Genomic DNA, 24,537 nt, shown 5'->3' with positions numbered 1-24,537 from the left:
GATTTTCTCAAATCTGCTTGATGAGTCTTGTCAAAATCTAAACTGATCAATAAATGAGTAAGCACTTCGAAACGAATTCTGTACGGATTTCATCCTCAAAGTCCAGCCAAAGAGAGCACTCTGCTCCGATCTACCTTACTTCCAGCTTTACCTTTGATTCTGCAGAAGAAGCCAGGGCTACTTTTGCAGATGAGATAGAAGGAAATATCTATTCCCGCTATGCCAATCCCAACTCCAGTGATTTGATCGAAAAGGTCTGCACTGCTGAGGGAACAGAAGACGGATTCGCGACAGCATCAGGAATGGCTGCAATGTTTGGAAGCATTGCCGCTCTACTGCAACAAGGTGATCATGTGCTTGCTGCCCGATCACTTTTCGGCTCTACACATCAGTTATTAACCAGAGTGTTTCCTAAGTGGGGCATCAACTCTACGTACGGCGACATTTCGGACTATTTGAACTGGGAGAAACTCGTGCAGCCCAACACCAAAATGCTTTTTATAGAAACGCCATCCAATCCTGGTTTGGAGATCATCGATCTGGAATGGGCTGGTAAATTCGCAGCAGCACATAAGCTGATTTTAGTAGTAGATAATTGCTTCGCTTCGCCATACCTTCAGCAACCAGCAAAATGGGGTGCGCATATTGTGACTCACAGTGCCACCAAATACATCGATGGACAGGGAAGAGTTCTGGGTGGTTTGATTTTAGGCAAAGCTGATTTGATGAAAGAAATACATTTTTTCGCCCGACATACCGGACCATCTATATCCCCATTCAACGCTTGGATTCTGGCAAAAAGTATGGAAACATTGGGTGTGAGAATGGATAGACACTGTAGCAACGCGCTTAAAGTAGCGGAGTATTTCGAAGGTAATTCAGAATTGCTTGCAGTAAAATATCCTTTCCTGAAATCTCACCCACAATACGAAGTCGCCAAAAAACAAATGAGTCAGGGTGGAGGGGTAATTACTTTGGACTTGAAAGGCGGAGTGAGCCGTGCCCAGAAATTTATCGATCAGCTCCAAATGATCTCTATAACCGCTAATCTTGGCGACAGCCGCAGTATTATCACTCATCCAGCTTCCACCACACATAGCAAACTTTCTTCTGATGAAAGAGCCCAAGTAGGGATTTCGGATGGCCTAGTGAGACTTTCTGTGGGACTAGAGCATTATGAAGACATCATATTAGATGTAGAAAGAGCGATTGCCTCTTCAAAATAAAAAAATGCCTCCATCAAGGTATTCCTTTGTGGAGGCATTCACTTTTTTCTCTAAAGCTATTTTACCAAGTAGTCTGCCTCAAGGTAGGAAAGGCTCGAATTATATCACTCAAGCTGATCTGTCCTAACAGCCTTCCATCCTTCATTACTGGGAATCTTCGGATTTTGTGTAATAAAAATTCTGATGCAGCATCGAATATTGATAAATCAGGCGACAGTGTAAGGACATCTTTGGACATGTGTTCACTTACTTTAGCCGGAAATTTCGGAGTATTGGTATATTTCCCTTTGATAATCTCTTTGAGGCAATCAACCTCCGATATAATTCCAACCAATACGCCAGAAGCGTCAATCACAGGTCCTCCTGATATTTTTCGCTTAGTGAGTAGCTCCATCACCTGATCAATGGTATCATCCGGCTTAAAGGTGATCAAGCTAGTACTCATGTATTCTTTGACGAGAATTTGTGGAATTGGGGCTTTTTTGGGTTCTGCCATTCTAACCCCTTGAAAACTTTTTACCATAGCTTAAAAATTAAGGATGAACGAATAAATTACCGATATTACAGCACAATTAAAAATTATAATTTAAAACATATGATAAATCAATACTATATTTTTAAAATAATCTCAACTTCAAAATTTTAATTTAGTTTGTTCTCTAAGTAAATAAATGGCCTCCAAGGTTTGGTTGCTCCCTTGTACAGTTCATTAAATTCAAAGGATCCAACTATCACATCAATATCCCCATCCAAATCAACATCTCCCGAGGTCATCGTGAGCCAATTCCCATCAACGATTTTACTCAGTACAAATGGATCAAACTTGCCATTTTCATTTTGCCTGAAATAAACCAAATTTTGCTTTGAGCTTAGTGAATTATCAGGAAAGAAGGACAACACGAAGAAATCCTGATCACTATCGCCATCAAAATCCGCAATTTCAATTCCACTCGCTCCGTGCATGGGATAAAACCACGATTCCTCAAATCCATTTTCACCATCATTCAAAAAGATATGAACGCCGTGAAAGTTTTTTAGCACTTGTGACAGATCCGCATTATCGCCATTCACTACAATAATATCTTTGTACCCATCCCCATTCACATCCTCAAACCGAAAGTCACTTGATCCAAATGCAGGCTGAAATTGAAGGAGCGCTTTCTCTTTAAATTGGTTTGCTCCTTCATTTAACCACACATATATTCCTTCCTTGGACTGTGCCATCAGCCCTATCACATCTAAATCCCCGTCTTTATCAAAATCAACTGCAATAGCTCGTCTTGCCCCGGGCTCAGCGCGCAAAATCACTTCGCTTGCCCCGGAAGATCTCGAAAGGTAGATACTCATCTTGCCAAAGTGATCGCCAAACTGAGAAACTACCCTATCCAATTCACCATCTCCATTCCAATCTGCTACTGCTAGATTTACCGGCCGGATCAAGTCGGTCAATATTTCTTTACTTTTCCAATTTCCAGCTTCGTTCCAGAATCTTGAAACCTTACCCAAGGTGTCATTAGATGGATCCATTCTCCCCATGGTCAGCAAATCGAACGTGCCATCTTCATTCCAGTTGACATCCACCGGTGCCACTTCTGTGGCAATAGAATCTTTGATTTGAAAACCATTCTTAGGATCGAGGATATAAATAACTTTTAAGCGATCTCCGAGCCACAAGTCACCGGTTTTGAGGTGCACCCTCAGCATGGTAGATAGATTACCTTTTATTGTTTTGAATTCAGGTTGTGAAGCTTGAAAACCCGGAATACCTTTGATCGGTGTTGCTTTTTTGTCTTGAGGCAAAGGTGATTCTGGCGCATTCTCTAAATAATAAGCAAGAATTTTCTCCCAATCTTTTCCTCTTATGAGTTGAATCTTGGAATAAACTCCCGCAGGAACACCCAAATCCTCTGGCAGAGCTTGACCAAAATCCTCCGGTAAAAATAGTCCCATACGCTTACGCATATCGGGAAGCACCTTTTCCCGCCAGGTATTTTTATCCAAAATTCCAGGTTCAGGCTTTAAATGGCAGCTTGCGCAGTAGGCATTCGCGAGCTGCTCACCGCTTAAATTCAAATCCATAGAAGCTAATAGCTCCAAAGACGGTGGAGGTTGCTTCCGCTCCGAAATCGGATTACAGGAATACAAAAGTGTCCCAACAAGTAAACAAATCAGACTTCTCAACTTCATTATTTTATTACCCCCAAAAACTGATTTACTACTTCCTGATCTATTCTGAGGTGGTGTGTGAAGGACTTTGGATCATCCGAAAATGACAAATTAGGATTTACAAATTGATTAGATGAAGGTCTCCAAGTCTTACAAGAAGCATGGACTTCTTTCAAATAACCCGTTGTTTTCAATTCCAAGACATGCTCAGGTTTAGTCCCTCCACCAGGCATAATACTGATTCTATCCTGAGCCTTGATCAACAAGTTCTTTATGGTATCTAATCCATCACTCACAGAATCCCTACCACCAGAAGTCAAAATACGATCGAAGCCGCAAGAAATGATTTTCTCCAAAGAATCGAAGTAATCGGCAGAAGCATCAAATCCACGATGAAATGTACAGGGCTTTCCAGAGGCCGCTCTCAAAAGCGATTTACAAGAATCGATGTCAACAAAGCCTTGATTGTCCAAAACTCCAAACACATATCCATCCGCGCCTTGCTCTCCTAGCAATTCTATATCCCGCTTCATCACCATCATTTCCTTCTGAGAGTAGGCGAAATCCCCACCTCTCGGCCGAATCATGACGAATACAGGAATATCAATTTCTGTTTTCAGAAACTTGAGCATTCCTGCGCTTGGAGTCTCTCCTCCTTCCGGAAAATTAGCGCAGAGCTCCAATCGGTCCACACCAAATCCCGCTGCATCCATAGCAGCTTCTACATTGAAAACAGGTGATTCTAAGGTTATCTTACTCATCCTTTGAAATGGGAATTTGAATCAATCATCAAGTTATTTTGAAATGTCGCTTGCGCAAAGTTAAAGCCTGGATGGACCGCATATGCCCCGACTTCTGCATCCTTATTTATAGCAAGGAACCCAGCTTGGATATTTTTGATGTCCTTATTTTTTGCAATCAATCGCTTCACGGCTTCTTCACAAGCTTCTTGAGGAGTACGTCCCTGTCGCATCAATTCCACTATCAAAAAACTGCCACAGATCCGGATGATAGCTTCTCCTAGACCGGTAGCTGTCGCCGCGCCAACTTCATTATCCACAAAAAGTCCAGCACCAATGATCGGGCTATCTCCTACCCTTCCATGCATTTTATACGCCAACCCACTGGTAGTGCAGCTTCCAGCCAGGTTACCTGTGGCATCCATTCCTATCATTCCAATGGTATCGTGATTCTCGATATTAATAATCGGCCTATATTGGCTAGTCTCCTTCCATTTTAAATAAGCCTTTTTTGCATTTGGACTTAATTCTTCTTTCTCCATTGGCATACCTTGTGCTATCGCAAACTGACGAGCCCCTTCCCCTGCAAGCATCACATGAGGAGTCTCTTCCATTACCATTCGGGCCAGTGTGATGGGGTGCTTTACCTGTCTTACAAAAGCCACTGATCCACATGAACCATCACCAGACATGATAGAAGCATCTAGCGTAGTAATGCCTTCGCGATCCGGTAAGCCTTGCAAGCCTACAGACAAGTTACTCATATCCAACTCCGTATCTCTAACGCCTGTTTCTACAGCATCCACAATACTTCCTCCACTTGTAAGTTTTTGCATAGCAGCAACATTTGCAGGCAATCCATGATTCCAAGTTGATAGAATGAGCGGCATTTCTCCTTTGGACAGAGGTGGTACTTGTGGCTCAGCGAGGGCAGATACTCCAGGTATAAATAATGCAGAGCCCAACAGGGATTGCTTAATAAACTTTCTTCTTTGTGACATTAGCCTTAATTTAGAATCAACACTCAAATTATTAAATTTGGGGCTACTTTATCTTACCATCCTTCATTTCCTTCTATATCAATTGATGAATTGCGCAGGATTGATTCAGATGTACAGAAACTGGATTTCAATTATGCAATTTCTATTTAACCACCAGAAAACAACATTTAACTATGAAACCCTATTTGCTCGCAGAATCCAATTGGAAAACTCTTAAAAACCACCGTTTTGACTTAGCCGTATTGCCATGGGGAGCCACTGAAGCTCATAATTATCACATGCCTTATGGTACTGATGTGTATGAAGCAGATGCGGTAGCTGCTGAGGCGGGAAGGAAAGCTTGGGAAAAAGGGGCAAATGTTACGATTATGCCTACAATTCCCTATGGTGTGAACACGGGGCAATCCGATATTTATTTAGACATCAATCTGAATCCAAGTACACAGCTAATGATTCTAAAGGATATTATTACCGTTCTAGATCGACAAGGCACTAAAAAACTTTTGATTGTAAACAGTCATGGTGGAAATGATTTCAAAACAATGCTCCGTGAACTTGGGCTGAAGTTTCCTGAGATGATGCTCTTCACCTGCAACTGGTTTCAGGCTTTGGACAAGCCCAAGTATTTTGAGGAAGCAGGCGATCATGCCGATGAAATGGAAACATCCCTTATCATGCATCTGCACCCAGAATTGGTATTGCCTCTGGAGCAAGCCGGAGATGGAAAAGAGAAAAAGTCAGTGATAAAAGGCGTACAGGAAAAATGGGCTTGGGCTGAGCGAAAATGGTCTGAAGTATCGGAAGACACTGGGATAGGCAATCCAAAAAAATCCTCCCCAGAAAAAGGGAGGAAGTATTTTGATGACGTTACCGACAAAGTTGCAGAGCTTATGGTAGATATTTGTGATGCAAAAGCAGGCCAATTATATACCTGATCAATCCAAAGAATTCATATCTACAGGTGTGGTATTCCCTTTATAATCCTGTAATTGAATTCCTGTCACTCCTTCAGGAAGGAACACTTCTCTTCCTGATTGAGACAAGAAACCAGATCCAAGGCTGGTTTCAATTCTTTGTTTTTGACCATTAGCCAATTCTAATATGACAGCCATGATTTCCTGATCTGGCGTAATCGATCTGCTATTTGTCTGACTAGTCTGATTTTGGAATACCAGGAGTTTTCCCCGATTCTGAGAAGCGACTAATAATAGTTCTCCTTGTGCTGAAGTAATTTTAACCAAAGCTTTCCCATCTCCGGGAACCACAAAACCACTTTCCTGTGGACTCATAGGTGTAAATCCACCTTTTCCATCTCCTAGTAGTACCAATCCTAAATGAGCATCTAGGCGACCCACAAAGATCTCATTGCCATAGTCATTCCCGATCATGACAATATCAGGATATCCATCTGCATTGACATCTTGAGTGGCAAGTCCATTTACGGGAGCAATCTGCGCTAAAGTTGGTAGTCGCTTAACTTGAAACTTACCATTACCAAGGTTTTCAATGTAGGCAGTCTTGTCATAATTGCCAGTGAGAATGAGTGCATCCTCCTTTTCTTTTTCAGTAAAAAGAGACTGCTCTGTACTCAGTGCATATAATTTATACCGTTCAAATTTCCTCCTGAATAACGTACTTTGACCATATAAATCTCCCCAAAAATGACTCGGGAAGGAGTTGAAATTACCCTCACGATCTTTGTAATAAGCAAAAGTGATGGGGTCCACACTGCCATTATTATCAAAATCCTTGGCGTAGATTTTCACCGGCCTTTCAGCCGTTGGATGATGGGAATTGTTTTCACCTAGATTCCCAACTACAAAATCAGTATCTCCATCTTGATCAAAATCACCAGAGGTAATGGAATTCCACCAACCCAAGTAATTTTCAAGACCGGTATTTTCAAGTTTTGAAAGTTGGTCACCGGTGTTTTTGAATACTGAAATCTCCATCAATTCTCCTACAACGACTAAATCAACCAAGCCATCAGCATCCACGTCTGACCAGATTGCATCGGTCACCATACCCACTTTGCGAAGCCCGGGAGCAATTTCATCGGTGACATCCTGTAGCTGACCGTTTACATTTTTAAGAAGAAAACTTCTATCAGGAAAAGGATATTGAGCAACTGGCGTCCTGCCTCCGACAAACAAATCCATAAATCCATCTCCATTGAAATCGGCACCTCGCACAGTAGATCCACTAGCTTTCACTGAGGAAAAATTCTTATCAAGGGTGAAATTCCCGCTACCATCATTCAAAAACAATCGATCAGAATATTCTGTAGCATCTCCCAAAAACTCATTACTGCCACCAACCAGATACATATCCAAATCCGAATCGTTGTCAATATCAAAAAGGAGAATTCCCATTTCCTCAAAGAAATTCCCATCCGCCGGAACAATGTTTTTAGCTGAAAACTTCCCTGCAAAGTCTTGAATAAATACCTGAGGGGCAAAGCCGGAAGCTGATCCTACCACCAAGTCCTCAAGTCCATCTCCATTCACATCTCCTACAGCTAGGCTTGGTCCATATTGACTCAATTTATGAGGAATTACCCGCTGAATATTAAAGTCAATTTTATCCTCCTCTTTATGTGTGTATTCCAAACCTCTTGCTGATGAAACCTCTGAAAAAAGTGCATTTGTTGGTTCAGAAGAAATTATTGCCAGTTTGTTCTTGCCTTGCTTTGCATCTGAATACGCAAAATCAAGTTGCTGATTTACCTTCACATTTTCCAGAGAACCTTCTTTTCCATCTGGCCAAATAACATGAATAGAGGTGATTTCTGACACTTCACCTACCCCGAAATGCATCACTTCATCTATCGAGGACATATATCCTCTTACGACCTGCTGCTCTTGATAGAGCTGACTACCGTCTGAAAGGGTGATTAAAACTTTCGCACCTAATCCCTGGGGGTTAAACTGTGTTCCTTTCAATCTGATCCGCAGATTGTTATTTTTTTTCTCTTTGTTTTTAAGTGTATTTTCAAATACAAATGCCGGATCATTGATGTTATTAATCACATAATCCAAATCTCCATCGTTGTCTAAATCTACGAAAGCCGCACCATTGGAGAAAGACGGTTTATTCAATCCCCAAGCCACTCCTTCATCTGTGAAAGTTAAATCCCCCCTATTTTTGAAAGCGTAATTTGGGATTTTCACGATAGGAATCGAATCCAGCAACTGCCTAGTTGATGCTATACTTCCCACATCTGCTCTATAATTAGCAAAGTCTTTGTCTGTAATATCTCTGGGGAACCCGTTAGTTACCAACAGATCACGAAAGCCGTCATTGTCCACATCACCAAACAATGGCGCCCAGCTCCAGTCCGTTTGATAGATGCCTGCCATCATTCCTATCTCACTAAAAGGTACGTCTGCACCATTATTCATGTGAAGCATATTTCGGACATACTGATATTCATAGCCCCATTGCTCGTTGCTTATATAAACCTGGTAAGAGTTGTTCCCTATGGTTGTTTTCTTACGATAATTGTCCTCGCCCAGCATGTCAAGGGTGACAATATCAGGCTTGCCATCATTGTTAAAATCAGAAATATCACCACCCATAGAGAATTGGCTCTGGTGTCTCAACCTTTCTTTGGATTGATTGGAAAAAGTACCATCCTGATTGTTGATATAAAGGATGTCATTAGTGACATAATCATTGCTAACGTGAATATCAGGCCAGCCATCGTTATTCAGATCTGAAACCAATAAGCCCAAACCATATCCTTCGATGGTAATGCCTGATTCAATCGTAACATCTGTGAATGAACCATCGCCATTGTTTCTGTAAAACTTATCATTATTAATAGCAGATCCGTCAGTAATTTTTAGGCGATAGTTACTTGGCACACTTGGGCTTTGCTCATTGTTTAGCACATACAAATCCAGATCACCATCTAAATCATAATCTATAAAAGCAGCCCACATCGCATTTCCAGAGTCAGCTATGCCATATTCAGAAGCCATTTCTTTGAAAGTAATTTTACCTGATGCATCCTTTCCCTGATTGACAAAAAGCAGATTATTACGCTCTCCAGGACCTAGCTTCATTGCGGACGCGACGTATATATCCATCCAGCCATCTCCATTGATGTCCACGACTACAGATCCTGTACACCATTGACTTGCGGCAGCTACTCCAGCAGTCTCAGTAACATCCTCAAATTTAAATTTCCCCTGATTGAGGTATAACTTATTCGAAACTTGATTTCCGGTAAAATATAGATCTGGCAATCCATTATTATCAAAATCGGCGACAGCCACCCCCCCACCATTAAAAATATATTCATCAGTGAGGATATTGAATGAGTCAGATTCTACAATAAGATTATTAAAATCAATTCCTGTCTTGTCAGCTGGAATAAGTTCAAAAAGAGTAGCTTCTTTATTATTACAGGATGAAAATACCAAAAGGAATAAAATCAAAAGGCCAGATAAAGTAAATTTCATAGTAAATAGGTTGGGTGCTTGAATTGCGCTGAAATTAGCACATTTGGTCGCGTATCAGAAATAAAACTTAGCTTTTTTAGGTATTAAATAAAAAAAAGGGGAAGCATATGCCTCCCCTTTAAAATTATGTGAATCAACTAATTAGAAACCAGGATTCTGAATTAGAACATCAGGCCCTACCAAGTCAATCTGATCTTGAGGGATTGGAACTAACTTATACTTATCTGAATATTTTGCACCTCCTAAAGCAGCGGCAAGGATTTGACCATCTAAAGCGAAATAATAGTCAAGCTCTTCTTGAGCAATATTCCATCTCACTAGATCATAGAATCTATGTCCTTCCATACCCAGCTCTAGCATTCTTTCCATACGAACAGCTTTACGCGCAAACTCTTTGTCTGCCCAAGGGGAAGTATATAGCCCTATTTTATAATTGGCAACCATTGAACCGTCTTCTCTCATGAGCTTAGAATTCATTGCTCTATCTCGCACCATATTTACATAAGATCTTGCTGTCTCAATGGATCCAGCTTCAATTTCAGCTTCAGCTGCCATAAGAAGTACATCTGAAAATCTGATTATCATGATATTTATGCCAGTATATCCAGGAGTCCATGATGAATTATCCTGAAATGAACCTTTTTCAGATTTGGCATAAACATACTTCTTAGGAGAATATGGTCCACCATTAGGTTGGTTTCTGATCCAGGCAGCTCCTGGAAAATCTTGCCAATCCAAATATGGAATACCTCTTCTACCTACTGAATGATCAAGTCTAGGATCCAAATTTCCAGTATCAGGAGTGAAAGATTCAGAGGTTTGAATACCCATATCATTTTTCACTCTATTAGCTGTAGCATTGTAAGTTTTATCCAACAACGGAAGCCCATTCGCGTCTGTACGGAATGAATTCACAAAGGAGAAACTTGGTTGAAAGAATCCACAACAGTTACCGGGACCATTAGGACCGGTATTATAAGGGAAATTCAAATCAAATTCAGGATTTGCATTATTAGTAGAACCTGTTCCTGCTGCAGACTGATAAGCCCAAACTGACTCTGAGTGGTTATCAAATTCACCTCTAAAGGCATCGCCATAGTTAGAAACCAACTGATATTTCAGACCATTACTAGTCATACCATTTTCAATTACATCAGTGAAAAGAGTCTTAGCTTCACCATACTTGCCTTGGTATAAATAAATTTTCCCTAAATAGGCTTTTGCTGCCCAAGAATTTACTCGACCAACTTGAGCCTGAGTAGCAGGAAGATTATCAATTGCATATTTCATGTCGGCCTCAATCATAGGCCACAGATCCAGAGTATTGCTGACATCTTCTAGTCCTGAACCATAATCCAAGGTTTCATCTACATAAGGAGTATTGTTATAATCTCTTTTCAACTCAAAATAATAGTGCGCTCTTAGAAATCGTGCCTGAGAAGATATTCTGACAATATCTGCCGGTGTTACATCTGGTCCTGGATTTAGAAGTAATCTCAAGACGTTATTTGCCCGTGCAATTCCTTCATATGCTGCATTCCATTTTGATCCTACGTCGCCGGAAGCTGCATTAATCTCAAATCTTTGGATTGGGTTAATCGTAGTAAAATCTCCAGGGTCAGTCCCTTTGTTTGCTTCACCACCTCTTATACTACCCCACACCCAGTTGGAAGGTGATGCTAGTCTATTACCTCTACCATTTACTTGAGAGTACACGGCAATCAGTGATGCATCAATACCTGCCAAGGAAGTCAGTTGAGCCTCTGCCAATAAGCCCGTCGGTGGGACTTCCAGAAACTCCTCGCTACAACTTACCGCAACCATCAATAGTGTGGATGCTATTATAGCGCCGAATTTAAATTTTATATTTTTCATATTATTAATCAATTATAGTTTCTATAACTCGATTCTAGTTGAATTGTAAAGCTTAGAAGCTTAGGTTCAGGCCGAAGGTATAACCACGTGTAACTGGATAGTTACCTACATCGATACCAAATCTTAAATCAGCATCACCACCTACCGCAGGATCTAATCCTTCGTAGCCTGTGATAGTGAACAAGTTATTTGCAGATGCAAATACTCTCAATCTCTCCAATCTCCATCTTTCCAATAGTGGAGCTGGCAACGTATAACCTAAAGTCACGTTCTGCAACCTCAAATAAGTACCATCTTCTACATAGAATGAATTAGCAACGTTAGACGTGGAAAAGTTTGAAGTTTTCTCCACAACCGGAATAGTAGCATCTAGATTCTGCGGAGTCCAAGCATCTTTCAATCGCTCAGAAATAGCAGCTCCTTCAAATGTTTGGAAGAAATCAGTAAACCATTTAGACTGATTCCAAACCTCATTACCAATTGAAGTATAAAAGTATGCTGAAAGATCAAATCCCTTATAACCAACTGTGAAATTAGCACCACCTGTGAAGTCTGGAATAGGATTACCTAATACAGTTCTATCATCAGGAGTGATTTCTCCATCATTGTTTACATCTTCAAATTTGAATCTACCTGGAGCAGCGCCATCTTGAGTAGCATGGTTTGCCACATCTTCAGCAGAGCTAAATAAACCTTCTACCTTATATCCAAAGAAAGTAGATAATGGCTCTCCTACTTGATTTCTAATTGGAGTAATGCCTCTATATGATGGATTTACAGAAGTAATAACATTTAATCCCGGAGCAAGAGAAACAATTTCATTCTTCAGTACAGATCCCGTTACTGTTAAGTCATACGTAAAATCACTAGAAAGATTACCTCTTGTACTTACCAAAAGATCAAGACCTCGGTTTAACATTTCACCGATGTTAACTGCTGGAGGAGCAGCGTTGCTACCTGCAGTTTGAGGAATAGGCACTTGGAATAATAAGTCTTTTGTGTCCTTTTTCCACCAATCAAAAATAACGTCTAATCTCCCATTAAAGAAAGTACCATCAAACCCAAAATTTTGAGTTACAGCAGTTTCCCATTGTGCATTAGGGTTACCAATTCTAGTTCTTCTAAAACCGATAATTGCAGAGGAGTTAGACCCGTTTATATCATAAGAAGAAGCTCCTACATTTCCTCCAAACAAAGAATACTGGTTATTTGGATCTACGTTATTGGAGTTACCCATTTGTCCCCAACCACCACGGATTTTCAAATCATCAACCCAAGTTGAGCTTGCCATGAATCCTTCAGAAGAAATTCTCCATGCTGCTGAGAATGCTGGAAAAATACCGTATCTGTTATTTGCTCCAAATCTAGATGACCCGTCTCTTCTTACGACGACACTTGCCAAGTACTTGTCATTGTAGCCATAGTTCACTCTTCCAAAGTAAGAATTGAAGTTCACACCTTTATAAAGACCCGAATTAACTTGACGAGAAGATACTGGTAAGTTAGAAATATTGACAAAATCAGGATCAGTTGAGAAAGGATTCTGTCCATTTGCGCTCATAAACCTTCCAGAACCGGTGTTTAAAGCCTCTTGACCTAAGATAACATCGAATGAATGCTTCTCAAATTTCTTTTTGTACGATACTGTGTTTGTAAACGTCCATCCGAAATTGAATCCAGAGCCTTCATTGTAGCCGAAAGCAGAGTTATTCTCAGAGTTCTCATATTGTAATCTAGAATATCCCCAGAAGTAATTACTGGAATAATCTATACCAAGAGAAGTTCTAAAAGTCAAATTATCAATGATGTCATACTCTGCATATACATTACCGAATGCAGATCCTGAATAACCTCTGTTGTTCATCAGACCGTCACGATTTGCAACTGGATTTCTTGGGTTATTGAAGCCTCTCGCTGCTGTACCTGCATAGCCTCCAAACTCATCATAAATAGGAATTATTGATGGCATTCTGAATGCTTGCAAAATGTCATTCTCATCATCAGAAACACCTCTACCTCCCGTTCCACCTTGCTGTCCTAGCACTTGGCGGTAGGTTGCTTGGAAGTTTTCTCCGATTCTTAATTTTTTGGTTACATCAAATTCAGAATTCGCTCTAAATGAAATCCTTTTAAATTGATTACCAATCATAATGCCTGCTTGGTCTTGGTATCCAAATCCAATGAAAAATCTACTGGTTTCAGAGCCACCATTCAATCCAATAGAATGTCTATTTAAAGGTGCATTTCTGGTTAAAGCTTTATACCAATCTGTTCCTTCTCCTTGCGCAGCACGTACTAACTGATGAATAGAGCCTTTGGAAGGAACTACGTTGTACTTTTCAGCCTCCTCAGCCAATCTATCGGGAGAAAATGGCCCTGCTACACCTGCAACTCCACCTACATTGATATAATAAGGTAGTACGGGAGAAGTTCCTGTTCCAAATTGAGGATGCTCATACTTTGGAGCTCTGTCATCTTCTATAGCTTGATTTGTTTCAGCTAACCAAGTATATTCAGCGAAATCCTGAGGGTTCATCATATCAAGTCCCGTACCTGGAGTAGTAACACCAAACATTCCGTTGTAATCCACTCTCAGCTTTTGGTTTCCTCTTTTACCTTTTTTAGTGGTATAGATAATCACACCATTCGCTGCTCTTGCTCCATAAATGGAAGCCGCCGCCGCATCTTTCAATACAGTGGTTGATTCTATATCATCTGGATTAAGAAAATCCGTAGTTCCCACTGGAACTCCATCAACTACATAAAGTGGCTCATTACCTCCAAAGGCTCCGAATCCTCTTACTCTAACGATGGATGAAGTACCTGGCTGGCCATTGGTAATTACAGTAAGGCCAGAAACACGGCCCTGAAGACTCTGCTCTACGTTACCAGTTGGAATTACAGTAAGGTCTTTAGGATCTACCGTGGCGATAGCACCTGTTGTTTCTCTACGGCTATCAATTGTGTAACCTGTTACAACCAGCTCTGTAAGAGAAGTCTCATCAGGCATCAGTTTCAGGTCAATTACACTTCTATTGCCTACAACTTGTTCAACTTTACCGTAGCCGATAAACGAGAAAACAAGAGTTGACTGGTCATTAGGAACACTGAGGGAGAATCTGCCGTCAATGTCTGTGGCTGTACCTGTAGTGGTACCTTTGACGAGAATAGAGACTCCGGGAAGTCCTAAATCAAATTCGTCAGTGACTGTCCCAGTTACGGTTTTTTGCGCAAAGGCAGCCGCACCAGTAAGTACTAAGAGCACTAAAAGTGCGCTTAGATTTTTGTAAATATTTTTCATAAACATAGATAGATTGGGTAACAAGATTAATTTCAAAAACTTGTCTTTTTCTTATTTGTTAATGCAATCGTTTGCGATCTTGCTCAAAATAATTGCATAAAATCCCCTCTTGGAATTCAAGAAGAAACTGCAATTATACCTTGGCAATTAAGCCGACTAATTAAGAAACCTTTAGGTTTGAGAGCATCGGATGATGCTTGGGGAGGGCATACTACTTCTAAGTAAAATAGGTCATAGGCAGATATTTTGGGTTACGTTAATTGTACTAATTCATCAATGTTAAAGAATCTTAAACGAAATTCAAATTCAAAGGCGATAATAAAATTTGGAATTTCTTTAAAATCACTGTAATTAATTACATCATTAACCACTAGTACGATTCAAATTTAGCGCATTTAATGAGTTTACCAAAAATCAAAATAATACAATTCAAAAATCATCACATTTCGCTCTAGGTGAAATGTTACTTAATTGTTACTTATTTTTCATTTATGGTAACAGATGGCCTGAATAATTGAAAAAAATCATCAGATGACCTGATTTCTTCAAAAATCGGATCTACCAATGCTTTCTGATAAATTAATTCACTAGCGTGAATTGCTTTATCCAATTGCAGTATTGCGACCTCAGTTTGGCCACTCTCTGCAGCGATCATTGCCAGTCCATAGAAGCCATATCCAAAATTCCTTCCTGCCATCACTGACTCCTCAAATGACAAACTGGCATTGGTAAAATCCTTGGCGAGAAAATAGGCTAATCCCTTATTAAAAAAATCCTTTGGCTCCGAATATGGATAATTAAATCGCAATGTGGCCAGCTTATAATCCCCTCTCATTATATCAAGTGCACCTCTCAAACTTTCATTAAACTTCAGGAAATCCTGGTTCCGAGTAAGCACTGAAGCATCAGATAGTTTCTTATACGCATCCCAAGTTTTGCCCTGCAGCACCATAATCTGTCCCTGGTTATGTAGCACATAAGGATCAGTGCCGATTTTAGTCGCCTGATACAGCAAGTCATTTGCTTCTTTCCAAAGCATATTCTGAGTATCATGATCAAGTGTACGTTGGGCGAGACGCATCTTCACTACTGCCAAATTATTATATGGTATCACGGATCGAAATAACTCCGTCATCTTGGCATAGATCTTCGCTTTATCCTCAAGTCTTGGTGTAGTCTCACCGGCTACTGCCCAATCCGCCAAATCCAGTTCCGAATTTGCACTGCTATCTTCCAAAGCCTTTTGAAGCACAGCAGACTGAGATTGGTTAAGTCCGGGAAGTGGTTTTGCCACTACCTCAATTTTGGCGGCTCTTAGATTTGAAAATAAATCGCTCGCAACTTGATTGAATCCTGGAATCTTTTTCAATTCTTGAGTTTGGCTTTGATAATCAGACCCATTTAACAAAACAGCATAGAATTGATCTTTTCTTTGAGTAGAAATCTTTCCATATTCTCGAAGTAGCAGCCGAAAATCAAACCAATCGTTCCATCTTGAACTCACCTCAGTCAAACTATCCCGAAGGTTAATAGTTGATTTATCCAACAGACGCCTTACTGCATTTGCTCTATCCATCCCCAATCTACTAGTCTTCCCTTCTAAATTTTCGGGGGATTGAATCCCTGTAATTCTATAAGATGCCACCGATGAATTTTCAATCAAAAATGTCTTCAAATCAGCAATAGCTTGCGTGTTTGCAGGATTCATTTTTATGGTGGATGACCCTGCATCGAACTTGATCAGGAATTCCCTCGAACGGGAAAGATCTGCATCCATTACTCCAGTTGAAATGAAAAGTCCGATTTGAGGAATTGGTTCATCGGGATTTACTTTGCCAATTTTTGCCAGTAAAGGCGTTGTGATCACACCCCTGGCTAGAATCTTCTTTTGGTACGGTTCGGCTTGTTCCTTTTTTCCCTGAAAAAACTGAACTTCCAAATAAGCCCCTTCCATCCAAGGTTCATAAGCGAGCACAAATGATTTCTTGTAGGAATACTCAGAGACCTTCTTGGTCAATTCAATCGCCTCGAAGAGCATTGAGTTATCAGAGGACTTCAGTAGTAATTTTACTTTTGGATTTTTCGGGCTGAGAACCGATTCGATTGGGATGGTTCCCTTCACCTCAAACCGAACCGAATCTCTAAAGTATTCCAGCTTGCCTGGGTTCACTTGAGAATCTTTTAAAAAATCGGTTTCGGGCATTATTATTGAACTAGCCATCAAAGGCAATAATAGGATCAACAACAACAACACAGATATTTTGTCAAACAATCGCTCTATCATTCTTACTTATTATTTCACGAGACTTTTTACTTAGATTTACCGCAACAAAACCACCTATTACTATGGAAAAGCTGAAAATATTCTTCGAAGAAAGAGCCTTTGGGGTTTGCTCACGCTTGGGTGAAAAACTCAATTTCCCTATTGACAGCATTCGTTTATTCTTTATTTATGCCTCATTTGTTACGATGGGCTCGCCAGTTATCCTATATGTGAGCATGGCAATGACCATGAAAATCAGGAAATTCTTTAGAAAAAAGAACAATCCGCTACTTTTTGATTAAAGCAGATCGTAGCTTTTTTTACCCAAGACTTTCCATTGCCAAAAGATCATCTCAACCTTCCCCTTTCTTTTCACCTCTTCCCTTCCTTCTAATTTTGGGCTAAATTTCGCAAGGGAATTCTTTTTCAATTTAAAGTCCCTATACGCTTTCACTATTGCTTTCGAATACTCCTTTTTGCCTTGACTCACAAAGCTCAGCGCCGCCAGATGCTCTAACAAAGATTTGACCAGAAAAATCCAGAAAAATCCAGATGAGGACTCATTCTTATAAAGCATACTTAAACTGTTTCTAATATTCAGGTACATTTTCTTGGGACTAGCTCTATCCAGCGTAGCTCCTCCTAGATGATATACTTCCACTGAGCCTTGATAGCCTATTTTCCAGCCGGACTTCCGCATACGCCAGCAGAGATCTATCTCCTCCATGTGTGCAAAAAAACCCGAGTCTAAACCCGACAATTGGTGGAAAACTGTAGCATTTACCACCATACAGGCTCCCGAAGCCCAATCTACGTCAATAGCATCGTTGTAATTTCCCTTATCTTTTTCTACCGAATCCCAGATCCGCCCTCTGCAATAAGGATAGCCAAAGGCATCCAAAAAACCACCTCCAGCACCTGCGTAGTCAAAGGTATCCCTTTCTTTCCATGACAATATCTTAGGCTGAATCGCTGCGTAATCAGGGTGTGCTTGGATCCAAGCGATAAGATCCACATCCCAATCTGCCGTGACCTCCACGTCAGAATTGAGCAGTATGTAATAATCGTACTGATCTTTAATTTCAGCTAAACCTTTATTATAACCTCCAGCATAGCCAAAATTCTCCTCAAGTTTGATTTGCTGAATCTGAGGATAGTTTTTCTCCAAAAAATTTAATGATCCATCAGTACTTGAATTGTCAATCGCCCAAATGTCATAAGCACTGTGCATACAAACAGAAGGAAGAAATGCCTTTAGCATTTCTTCCCCATTGTAATTCAGTATGACGATGGCGCAGGATTTCATCTGGTTATAATTTGTTTTTTAATGGTCATACCCTGTCCCGTGACGAAGGAAACGGGATGGAATCTCGCAAGGTGAACAATCATTCCTCAGTGTGACGCTTGAGTCATGCTCGATTTCATCCAAACATCCCTCCTAGATCCATGCCAGGGATATTTGGAATCATACCTTCTGTAGCCGCCTTCATCTCTGTTTTGATCTTCCCCTCAATGGCTGTCATCGCAATATTAGTTGCCGCCACGATCAGATCACTCAGCATTTCCTTGTCTTTTGGCGAAATAAGTGAGTCATCAAATTCGATGCTTACAACTTTTCTACCCCCATTTACGGTTACTTTCACCATTCCCGCTCCAGATTCACCTGTGCAAGTGAGATGCACAAGCTTGGCCTGTGTCTCTTTGATTTTTTCTTGGGCTTCCTTCACTTTGCCCATCATGCCCATTATATCAAACATATTTTCGTTATTAAGATCTTCTCTCTGATTGTGATTTTCAATTTACTTCAATCGCCCGATGGCAACTTCCAAACTTACGGATTCCTGCGCGCCTGTTTCCAGATTTTTCAATGCAATTACGTTGGCTTCAATCTCTGAATCCCCACAAATACCAACATATGGAATTGCTTTTTTAGAAGCGAAATCAAGTTGCTTTTTCATTTTGGTCAAATCAGGGTAAAGTTCTGCTTTGATGCCGGCTGCTCTGAATTTCTTCAATAACCCTAAAGCATAAACAAACGCTTTCTGATCAAAGTGCGTCAAGAGAACTTTGGTACTCTGAACGCTTTCCCTAGGAAATAAATCCAGCTCCTCCAGCACATCGTACAAGCGATCTACTCCAAACGAAAACCCGACCCCAGACATTCCCGAAAGCCCAAAAACACCCGTCAAATTATCATATCGACCTCCTCCACTCACGGATCCAATAGATACCTGGTTCACTTTCACTTCGAAAATCGCCCCGGTGTAATAGGAAAGCCCACGAGCCAGCATGATATCCAGTTCCACAAAATCCAGATTTTCACCCATGTTCGTCAAGATCTGAAACACTTCTTCCAATTCCCTTACCCCTTGAAGTCCAATCTCACTAGATGCCAAGAATTCTTTAAGAAAAGCCAACTTACCGACATGATCCACCTCCAACGTGACTAATGGAGCCAATTTCTCTACAGAATCAGCGGCAAAACCCCGCTCACCTAATTCTTCCTTGACTTTTTCCCAGCCGATTTTATCCAGCTTATCAATCGCCACGCAAAGCGGGCCTTCTTTTCCGGCTTCACCGATAGCTTCCGAAATTCCAGTAAGGATTTTCCGGTTGTTCAATTTGATACTGTAATCATTCAGCTTCAATTTCTCGAAGACAGCTCGTATCATCAGAACTATTTCTGCTTCGCAAAGCAAACTATCCGTCCCCACCACATCTGCATCACACTGATAAAACTCGCGATATCTTCCCTTCTGAGGTCGATCTGCACGCCAAACAGGCTGAATCTGAAAGCGCTTGAATGGAAAAGTTAAATCATTTCTGTTCATCACCACAAAGCGGGCAAAGGGAACGGTCAGATCATAACGCAAGCCCTTCTCAGAAACCTTTGTAAGAGTTTGCTTGTAGCCATGCTGCAAATCTTCTTCCCTTACATTCTTCAGGTAATCCCCACTATTCAAAATCTTAAAAAGCAGCTGATCACCCTCATCGCCATATTTTCCGGTCAAGGTGCTTAGGTTCTCCATCGCCGGAGTTTCGATCTGATTATAGCCAAAAAGTTGAAAAGTGCCCTTGATTGTATTTAGGATATAATTTCTTCTGGCCATCTGGAGAGTCCCAAAATCACGGGTTCCCTTTGGCAGACTTGGCTTTTGCATAGCGTGTTTTTTGGTGATTAGCTGCCAAATTTATTCAAAAAAAAGGAAATGCTCCTTGCTATCGGGAAAGTCCACCAATTAAATCCCAAAATAATTTAGGCTAAAAAGAAATGTTTATTTACTTTTGCGACTCGTTTCGAATCAATACTATTAAAAATATACGACCATGGCAGTTACTACACTGAAGAGAAAACTTAAAAGAAAAAGACAATCTCAGACCACACGTGTGATTAAGATCAAGCAATTGTCTGCTCAGCCTGTAATCAGAAACGTGGACGTTGAAGAGCTTAAGAAGTCTTTTAAGAAATAATTTTATTTCTGCAAAAACATTGAAGGCGGTCATTTGATCGCCTTTTTTGTTTCAGGTCTCTATTTAACCGCGGTGAGCTATTAACCACAGAGGGCAACACGGAGGACACAACATAGACTTCCTTCTTAACTTTGATTACCTGTGATTTTGAAAGAATTCCGACATTGCGAGATACGAGTGAAGATACAATCTCAGTGGCTGCTCAGCTTCTTCTAGAAGTCTACTATATTCCCCGAAGATACTTAATGGAAAAGATGCGAATTTGCTCGGAAGTTTAAAGAAAAAACCACCTGCCAGGTTTTGAAAACCCTAAAGGCATGAATTTACATTAGCAATGAGCTAATGACTGAATCCTGAGACTGAAAACTGCGACTCTTTTCACTTTTTGCAAAAAACTACTTACCGGTAATAATCAGCCCAACTTCCCTCTTTTTCCCAACTCCACCACTCGAAGATTTTTTACTTGTCCTGCATCCAAATCAAAAAGTAACATAGTCCTCACCACATGAAACCCATGCTGCCCAATAGCTCCTGGATTCATGTAAAGACAGTTCACCGTCTTGTCAAATTCTACTTTGCAAATATGTGAATGGCCGCAGATAAATAGATTAGGAGCCGATTCCTTAATTTTCACTTTGATACCAGTGGCGTATCGGGGAGGTTTGCCCCCGATGTGTGTCATCAGCACCTTCACTCCTTCTAGTGTGAATTCCTGCCATTCGGGATAAGCTTGCTGCATTGCCTGGTCATCAATATTCCCAAAAACAGCCCGTACATGCTTTCCCTGAGGTAATGAATCCATTATTTCAAAAGCACCAATATCCCCCGCATGCCAGATTTCATCCACCGCCTCCAGATAGGAAAGCGTTTTGTGGTCTATATAACTATGAGAATCAGAGATGAGAGCGATCTTGGTAGGCATTTGAATTTAATCTTGCTAAATTTTCAATTCAATATGGACTAGCAATCGTTCACATCAAACTCATAAACCATGAAACTTCAAAAAATTCTCCTGCTTGCATGTGCCCTCCTAATGGTGAGTATGGTAGTTACCCAGGCTCAATCTTCTGAGGTAAAAGCAATTAGTGTATCAGAATTTGAAGAATTGGCTAAAAACAAAGGAGCTGTAAGAATACTCGATGTTCGTACTCCTGAGGAAATGGCCGAGGGACATTTACCAAACGCTAAAAATATTGACTATACCAATGACAATTTCAAACCTGAGATCGCCAAGCTGGACAAAAAAAGAACTTACCTGCTTTATTGCAAATCAGGAATCAGATCCGGAAATGCAGCATCTATCATGAAAGCGGCAGGATTTACGCACATCTACTCTTTGGACGGCGGTATAGAAGCTTGGCAGAAAGCAGGAAAACCCATAGAAAAATGACACATATCAAATCAATCAATCCTTTCACGAATGAAATATTAGCAGAATTCCTCTCGCTGTCCGAAGAAGATATTGAGAAAAAACTGAGTACTGGCTCAGTAGCATTCTCTAGTTGGAAAGAAACCAGTTTTGCCAGACGCGCTGAATTGATGAATAATGCAGCTAGGGTAATGAAGGATAAGCGTGAAAAATATGCCAAGATCATTTCACTGGAAATGGGCAAAGTCCTCAAAGAAGCTTTAGCAGAAGTGGATAAGTGCGCTTTAGTCTGCGAATATTATGCGGAAAAAGCTGAAGAATTCCTTAAAGATGAGCAGATTGATTTGCCGGATGGCAAAAAAGCCAAAGTTATTCATCAGCCTTTAGGGATCATCCTGGCTGTAATGCCTTGGAACTTCCCTTTTTGGCAAGTCTTCCGTTTTGCCGCCCCTACTCTAATGGCTGGAAATGCAGGAATGCTGAAACATGCATCCAATGTACCGCAGTGCTCACTAGCTATTGAAGAGATATTCACAGACGCCGGATTTCCAGAAGGCACTTTCCAAAGCCTTTTGATTGATTCCAAAGCCACCATCAAGCTGATCGAAGACGATAGAATCAAAGCAGTCACGCTCACAGGAAGTGAAAAAGCAGGTGCATCTGTCGCTGCAGCAGCAGTGAAGCATATCAAAAAATCCTTACTCGAATTAGGAGGCAGTGACCCATTCATAGTGCTCAAGGATGCAGATATTAGGAAAGCTGCTGAAACGGCGGTGAAAGCCAGAATGATCAACTTTGGCCAAAGTTGTATCGCTGCCAAAAGATTTATCATAGAAGAAGATGTTTACGAAGAGTTCCTAGCTCTGTTTGTTGAGCACTTCAGGAAATTGAAACAGGGAGATCCGATGGTAGCAGGATCTGATTTTGCTTGCATGGCTAGACCTGATTTGGCAGCAGAACTTTTCGCTCAGGTGGACAAGTCCGTAAAAGCCGGAGCTACGCTTCTTGTGGGAGGCGAGCCACCTGAAGAAGGCTCGTCATTATTCCAACCCACGATTTTAACTGACATCCCCCCTACTGCACCTGCATATTCTGAGGAGATGTTTGGTCCTGTTGCCACTATTTTCAAAGTAAAAAATGAAGAAGATGCGATTGCTCTGGCTAACGATTCTGAGTTTGGATTGGGAGCCTCTATTTGGACAAAAGACCACGATAAAGCAGCGCAATTAGCTGCAAAAATCGAGAGTGGGGCGGTCTTCATCAATGCGCTAGTAGCATCCAATCCACAGCTACCTTTTGGCGGAATAAAAAAATCCGGTTTCGGAAGAGAATTGAGCAGATATGGGATTTTAGAGTTCGTTAATTCAAAAACAGTCTATTTAGGCTAATCAATTAGGGATAAAGCCAGCTTAATTTTTGGTTTTGGCCAATTCCTTTCTATTTTTACGAGCCAAAATTTTGTCATAAACTAATGAGAGAAATACAGTTTCGAGAAGCCCTCAGAGAGGCAATGTCCGAAGAATTGAGACGTGATAAAGACGTTTTTCTGATAGGTGAAGAGGTAGCTGAATATAATGGGGCATATAAAGTATCCCAAGGAATGCTAGATGAATTCGGTTCCGAGCGTATCTATGACACTCCAATTTCAGAACTTGGTTTTTCAGGATTAGCTGTAGGAGCTGCGATGAATGGCCTAAAGCCTATTGTCGAGTTCATGACGTTCAACTTCTCTCTTGTTGCTATAGATCAGATTATCAACTCCGCTGCAAAAATGCTAGCCATGTCAGGCGGAGCTTACAGCGTACCAGTAGTTTTCAGAGGTCCTACAGGAAGTGCAGGACAGTTGGGTGCTACGCACTCGTCCAATTTCGAAAATTGGTTTGCCAATACGCCAGGCCTGAAAGTTATCGTTCCTTCCAATCCTTATGATGCCAAAGGCTTGCTGAAGGCTGCTATCCGTGACCCAGATCCAGTGATTTTTATGGAGTCTGAAGTGATGTATTCCGACAAAGGCGAAGTGCCTGAGGGAGAGTACCTTCTTCCGATCGGCGTAGCTGAGGTGAAGAGAAAAGGAAAAGACGTGACTGTTATTTCATTCGGTAAAATGATGAAAGTTGCTCTTGAAGCTGCCGAAGAAATGGCAAAAGAAGGCATAGAAGCCGAGGTGATTGACCTACGCACCGTGCGACCTATCGATTACGCCACCTGCGTGGAATCTGTAAAGAAAACAAACCGTGTAGTGATCGTAGAGGAAGCAAATCCTATTGCAGGTATTTCATCTGAATTGACTTATCACTTCCAGCGCTATGCTTTTGATTACCTTGACTCACCAGTGATTCGTGTGAACTCCATGGATATCCCATTGAGTTACTCGCCTACTTACATTGAGGCTACCTTGCCAAATGTGAAGAGAACCGTAGATGCAATTAAGAAAGTCTGCTACAAGTAGTCATTTCGTCCACCATAGAAAAGCCCGGCTTCATTAGATTGAAGTCGGGCTTTTTATTATAAAGTAATATGCTCAAAAACAATTGGTTACATTGCTTTAAAACTATACTTACTTCCTTTCGATTTTGAAGGGGATTTAATTTTATTTCGCTCTTTCAGAGCTTTTCTATAGGTACTCTTTCTATAACCCAGCTCTACAAGCTGGGCTTTG

At 40.9% G+C, this 24,537-nt stretch carries 19 protein-coding genes; 7 read left to right on the top strand and 12 right to left on the bottom strand.

The window, feature by feature from the left end; translation table 11 throughout:
* Positions 1–53: 53 nt before the first annotated feature.
* The gene (locus U3A58_RS11365) at positions 54–1,226 is read left to right on the top strand and encodes a trans-sulfuration enzyme family protein (protein WP_323823547.1); all 1,173 of its coding nucleotides are present in this window, start codon (positions 54–56) and stop codon (positions 1,224–1,226) included.
* A 61-nt stretch (positions 1,227–1,287) separates the two neighbouring features.
* On the opposite strand, the gene U3A58_RS11360 is transcribed toward U3A58_RS11365, so the two are convergent.
* The 4 genes from U3A58_RS11360 to U3A58_RS11345 form a co-directional block, all read right to left on the bottom strand.
* Positions 1,288–1,749, bottom strand: a complete 462-nt coding sequence (locus U3A58_RS11360; protein ID WP_323823546.1) for a CBS domain-containing protein — start codon at positions 1,747–1,749, stop codon at positions 1,288–1,290.
* A gap of 119 nt (positions 1,750–1,868) precedes the next feature.
* Positions 1,869–3,413: an FG-GAP repeat domain-containing protein gene (locus U3A58_RS11355; protein WP_323823545.1), complete on the bottom strand. Its 1,545-nt coding sequence runs from the start codon at positions 3,411–3,413 to the stop codon at positions 1,869–1,871.
* Positions 3,413–4,153, bottom strand: coding sequence for a copper homeostasis protein CutC (locus tag U3A58_RS11350; RefSeq protein ID WP_323823544.1), 741 nt, complete (start codon positions 4,151–4,153; stop codon positions 3,413–3,415). The genes U3A58_RS11355 and U3A58_RS11350 overlap by 1 nt, the downstream gene beginning before the upstream one ends.
* On the bottom strand, positions 4,150–5,133 hold the full coding sequence (locus tag U3A58_RS11345) for an isoaspartyl peptidase/L-asparaginase family protein (RefSeq protein ID WP_323823543.1): 984 nt from the start codon (positions 5,131–5,133) through the stop codon (positions 4,150–4,152). Before U3A58_RS11345 ends, U3A58_RS11350 begins: the two co-directional genes overlap by 4 nt.
* A 173-nt stretch (positions 5,134–5,306) precedes the next feature.
* Between U3A58_RS11345 and U3A58_RS11340 the strand changes: the two genes are divergently transcribed.
* Positions 5,307–6,068, top strand: a complete 762-nt coding sequence (locus U3A58_RS11340) for a creatininase family protein (RefSeq protein ID WP_323823542.1) — start codon at positions 5,307–5,309, stop codon at positions 6,066–6,068.
* Here the strand turns inward: U3A58_RS11340 and U3A58_RS11335 are convergent, their stop codons facing one another.
* The 4 genes from U3A58_RS11335 to U3A58_RS11320 all read right to left on the bottom strand — a co-directional run bounded on the left by U3A58_RS11335 (position 6,069) and on the right by U3A58_RS11320 (position 16,978).
* Complete coding sequence (locus U3A58_RS11335) at positions 6,069–9,599, bottom strand: VCBS repeat-containing protein (protein WP_323823541.1); 3,531 nt, start codon at positions 9,597–9,599, stop codon at positions 6,069–6,071.
* 141 nt (positions 9,600–9,740) lie between these two features.
* Positions 9,741–11,474, bottom strand: a complete 1,734-nt coding sequence (locus U3A58_RS11330) for a RagB/SusD family nutrient uptake outer membrane protein (RefSeq protein WP_323823540.1) — start codon at positions 11,472–11,474, stop codon at positions 9,741–9,743.
* 52 nt (positions 11,475–11,526) lie between these two features.
* Positions 11,527–14,781, bottom strand: a complete 3,255-nt coding sequence (locus tag U3A58_RS11325) for a SusC/RagA family TonB-linked outer membrane protein (protein ID WP_323823539.1) — start codon at positions 14,779–14,781, stop codon at positions 11,527–11,529.
* Positions 14,782–15,253: 472 nt separating this feature from the next.
* A complete protein-coding gene (locus U3A58_RS11320) occupies positions 15,254–16,978 on the bottom strand; it encodes an OmpA family protein (protein ID WP_323823538.1) in 1,725 nt (574 codons plus the stop codon).
* Positions 16,979–17,121: 143 nt separating this feature from the next.
* Here U3A58_RS11320 and U3A58_RS11315 point away from each other — a divergent pair, with 143 nt between their 5' ends.
* The gene (locus U3A58_RS11315) at positions 17,122–17,340 is read left to right on the top strand and encodes a PspC domain-containing protein (RefSeq protein ID WP_057939216.1); all 219 of its coding nucleotides are present in this window, start codon (positions 17,122–17,124) and stop codon (positions 17,338–17,340) included.
* Here the strand turns inward: U3A58_RS11315 and U3A58_RS11310 are convergent.
* The 3 genes from U3A58_RS11310 to hisS form a co-directional block, all read right to left on the bottom strand.
* Positions 17,337–18,344: a glycosyltransferase family 2 protein gene (locus tag U3A58_RS11310; protein WP_323823537.1), complete on the bottom strand. Its 1,008-nt coding sequence runs from the start codon at positions 18,342–18,344 to the stop codon at positions 17,337–17,339. The two genes, U3A58_RS11315 and U3A58_RS11310, sit on opposite strands and share 4 nt — an antisense overlap.
* A 115-nt stretch (positions 18,345–18,459) precedes the next feature.
* Complete coding sequence (locus tag U3A58_RS11305; protein ID WP_323823536.1) at positions 18,460–18,795, bottom strand: YbaB/EbfC family nucleoid-associated protein; 336 nt, start codon at positions 18,793–18,795, stop codon at positions 18,460–18,462.
* A gap of 42 nt (positions 18,796–18,837) precedes the next feature.
* Complete coding sequence (gene hisS / locus U3A58_RS11300; protein WP_323823535.1) at positions 18,838–20,199, bottom strand: histidine--tRNA ligase; 1,362 nt, start codon at positions 20,197–20,199, stop codon at positions 18,838–18,840.
* Positions 20,200–20,365: 166 nt separating this feature from the next.
* Here hisS and U3A58_RS11295 point away from each other — a divergent pair, with 166 nt between their 5' ends.
* Positions 20,366–20,509 (top strand): hypothetical protein, encoded by a 144-nt coding sequence (locus tag U3A58_RS11295; protein ID WP_323823534.1) that lies wholly within the window; start codon positions 20,366–20,368, stop codon positions 20,507–20,509.
* A gap of 412 nt (positions 20,510–20,921) precedes the next feature.
* Here U3A58_RS11295 and U3A58_RS11290 read toward each other — a convergent pair whose 3' ends face one another.
* Positions 20,922–21,431, bottom strand: a complete 510-nt coding sequence (locus U3A58_RS11290) for a metallophosphoesterase family protein (RefSeq protein WP_323823533.1) — start codon at positions 21,429–21,431, stop codon at positions 20,922–20,924.
* Positions 21,432–21,500: 69 nt separating this feature from the next.
* On the opposite strand from U3A58_RS11290, the gene U3A58_RS11285 reads away from it, so the two are divergent.
* From U3A58_RS11285 to U3A58_RS11275, 3 genes are all read left to right on the top strand, one after another.
* Positions 21,501–21,899 (top strand): rhodanese-like domain-containing protein, encoded by a 399-nt coding sequence (locus U3A58_RS11285; RefSeq protein ID WP_323823532.1) that lies wholly within the window; start codon positions 21,501–21,503, stop codon positions 21,897–21,899.
* Positions 21,896–23,266: an NAD-dependent succinate-semialdehyde dehydrogenase gene (locus U3A58_RS11280; RefSeq protein ID WP_323823531.1), complete on the top strand. Its 1,371-nt coding sequence runs from the start codon at positions 21,896–21,898 to the stop codon at positions 23,264–23,266. The genes U3A58_RS11285 and U3A58_RS11280 overlap by 4 nt, the downstream gene beginning before the upstream one ends.
* Positions 23,267–23,349: 83 nt before the next feature.
* The gene (locus tag U3A58_RS11275) at positions 23,350–24,327 is read left to right on the top strand and encodes a pyruvate dehydrogenase complex E1 component subunit beta (RefSeq protein ID WP_323823530.1); all 978 of its coding nucleotides are present in this window, start codon (positions 23,350–23,352) and stop codon (positions 24,325–24,327) included.
* Positions 24,328–24,537: the final 210 nt, after the last annotated feature.

The sequence above is a fragment of the Algoriphagus persicinus genome, from assembly GCF_035156415.1.
Taxonomy (GTDB): Bacteria; Bacteroidota; Bacteroidia; order Cytophagales; family Cyclobacteriaceae; genus Algoriphagus; species Algoriphagus persicinus.
This window is presented reverse-complemented; position numbering and strand designations above follow the sequence as displayed.

Bases quoted from the DNA above. Each gene is read 5' to 3' on its own strand.
- U3A58_RS11365 (WP_323823547.1), top strand. From the start codon at position 54: ATGAGTAAGCACTTCGAAACGAATTCTGTACGGATTTCATCCTCAAAG.
- U3A58_RS11360 (WP_323823546.1), bottom strand. From the start codon at position 1,749: ATGGTAAAAAGTTTTCAAGGGGTTAGAATGGCAGAACCCAAAAAAGCC.
- U3A58_RS11355 (WP_323823545.1), bottom strand. From the start codon at position 3,413: ATGAAGTTGAGAAGTCTGATTTGTTTACTTGTTGGGACACTTTTGTAT.
- U3A58_RS11350 (WP_323823544.1), bottom strand. From the start codon at position 4,153: ATGAGTAAGATAACCTTAGAATCACCTGTTTTCAATGTAGAAGCTGCT.
- U3A58_RS11345 (WP_323823543.1), bottom strand. From the start codon at position 5,133: ATGTCACAAAGAAGAAAGTTTATTAAGCAATCCCTGTTGGGCTCTGCA.
- U3A58_RS11340 (WP_323823542.1), top strand. From the start codon at position 5,307: ATGAAACCCTATTTGCTCGCAGAATCCAATTGGAAAACTCTTAAAAAC.
- U3A58_RS11335 (WP_323823541.1), bottom strand. From the start codon at position 9,599: ATGAAATTTACTTTATCTGGCCTTTTGATTTTATTCCTTTTGGTATTT.
- U3A58_RS11330 (WP_323823540.1), bottom strand. From the start codon at position 11,474: ATGAAAAATATAAAATTTAAATTCGGCGCTATAATAGCATCCACACTA.
- U3A58_RS11325 (WP_323823539.1), bottom strand. From the start codon at position 14,781: ATGTTTATGAAAAATATTTACAAAAATCTAAGCGCACTTTTAGTGCTC.
- U3A58_RS11320 (WP_323823538.1), bottom strand. From the start codon at position 16,978: ATGCCCGAAACCGATTTTTTAAAAGATTCTCAAGTGAACCCAGGCAAG.
- U3A58_RS11315 (WP_057939216.1), top strand. From the start codon at position 17,122: ATGGAAAAGCTGAAAATATTCTTCGAAGAAAGAGCCTTTGGGGTTTGC.
- U3A58_RS11310 (WP_323823537.1), bottom strand. From the start codon at position 18,344: ATGAAATCCTGCGCCATCGTCATACTGAATTACAATGGGGAAGAAATG.
- U3A58_RS11305 (WP_323823536.1), bottom strand. From the start codon at position 18,795: ATGTTTGATATAATGGGCATGATGGGCAAAGTGAAGGAAGCCCAAGAA.
- hisS (WP_323823535.1), bottom strand. From the start codon at position 20,199: ATGCAAAAGCCAAGTCTGCCAAAGGGAACCCGTGATTTTGGGACTCTC.
- U3A58_RS11295 (WP_323823534.1), top strand. From the start codon at position 20,366: ATGGCAGTTACTACACTGAAGAGAAAACTTAAAAGAAAAAGACAATCT.
- U3A58_RS11290 (WP_323823533.1), bottom strand. From the start codon at position 21,431: ATGCCTACCAAGATCGCTCTCATCTCTGATTCTCATAGTTATATAGAC.
- U3A58_RS11285 (WP_323823532.1), top strand. From the start codon at position 21,501: ATGAAACTTCAAAAAATTCTCCTGCTTGCATGTGCCCTCCTAATGGTG.
- U3A58_RS11280 (WP_323823531.1), top strand. From the start codon at position 21,896: ATGACACATATCAAATCAATCAATCCTTTCACGAATGAAATATTAGCA.
- U3A58_RS11275 (WP_323823530.1), top strand. From the start codon at position 23,350: ATGAGAGAAATACAGTTTCGAGAAGCCCTCAGAGAGGCAATGTCCGAA.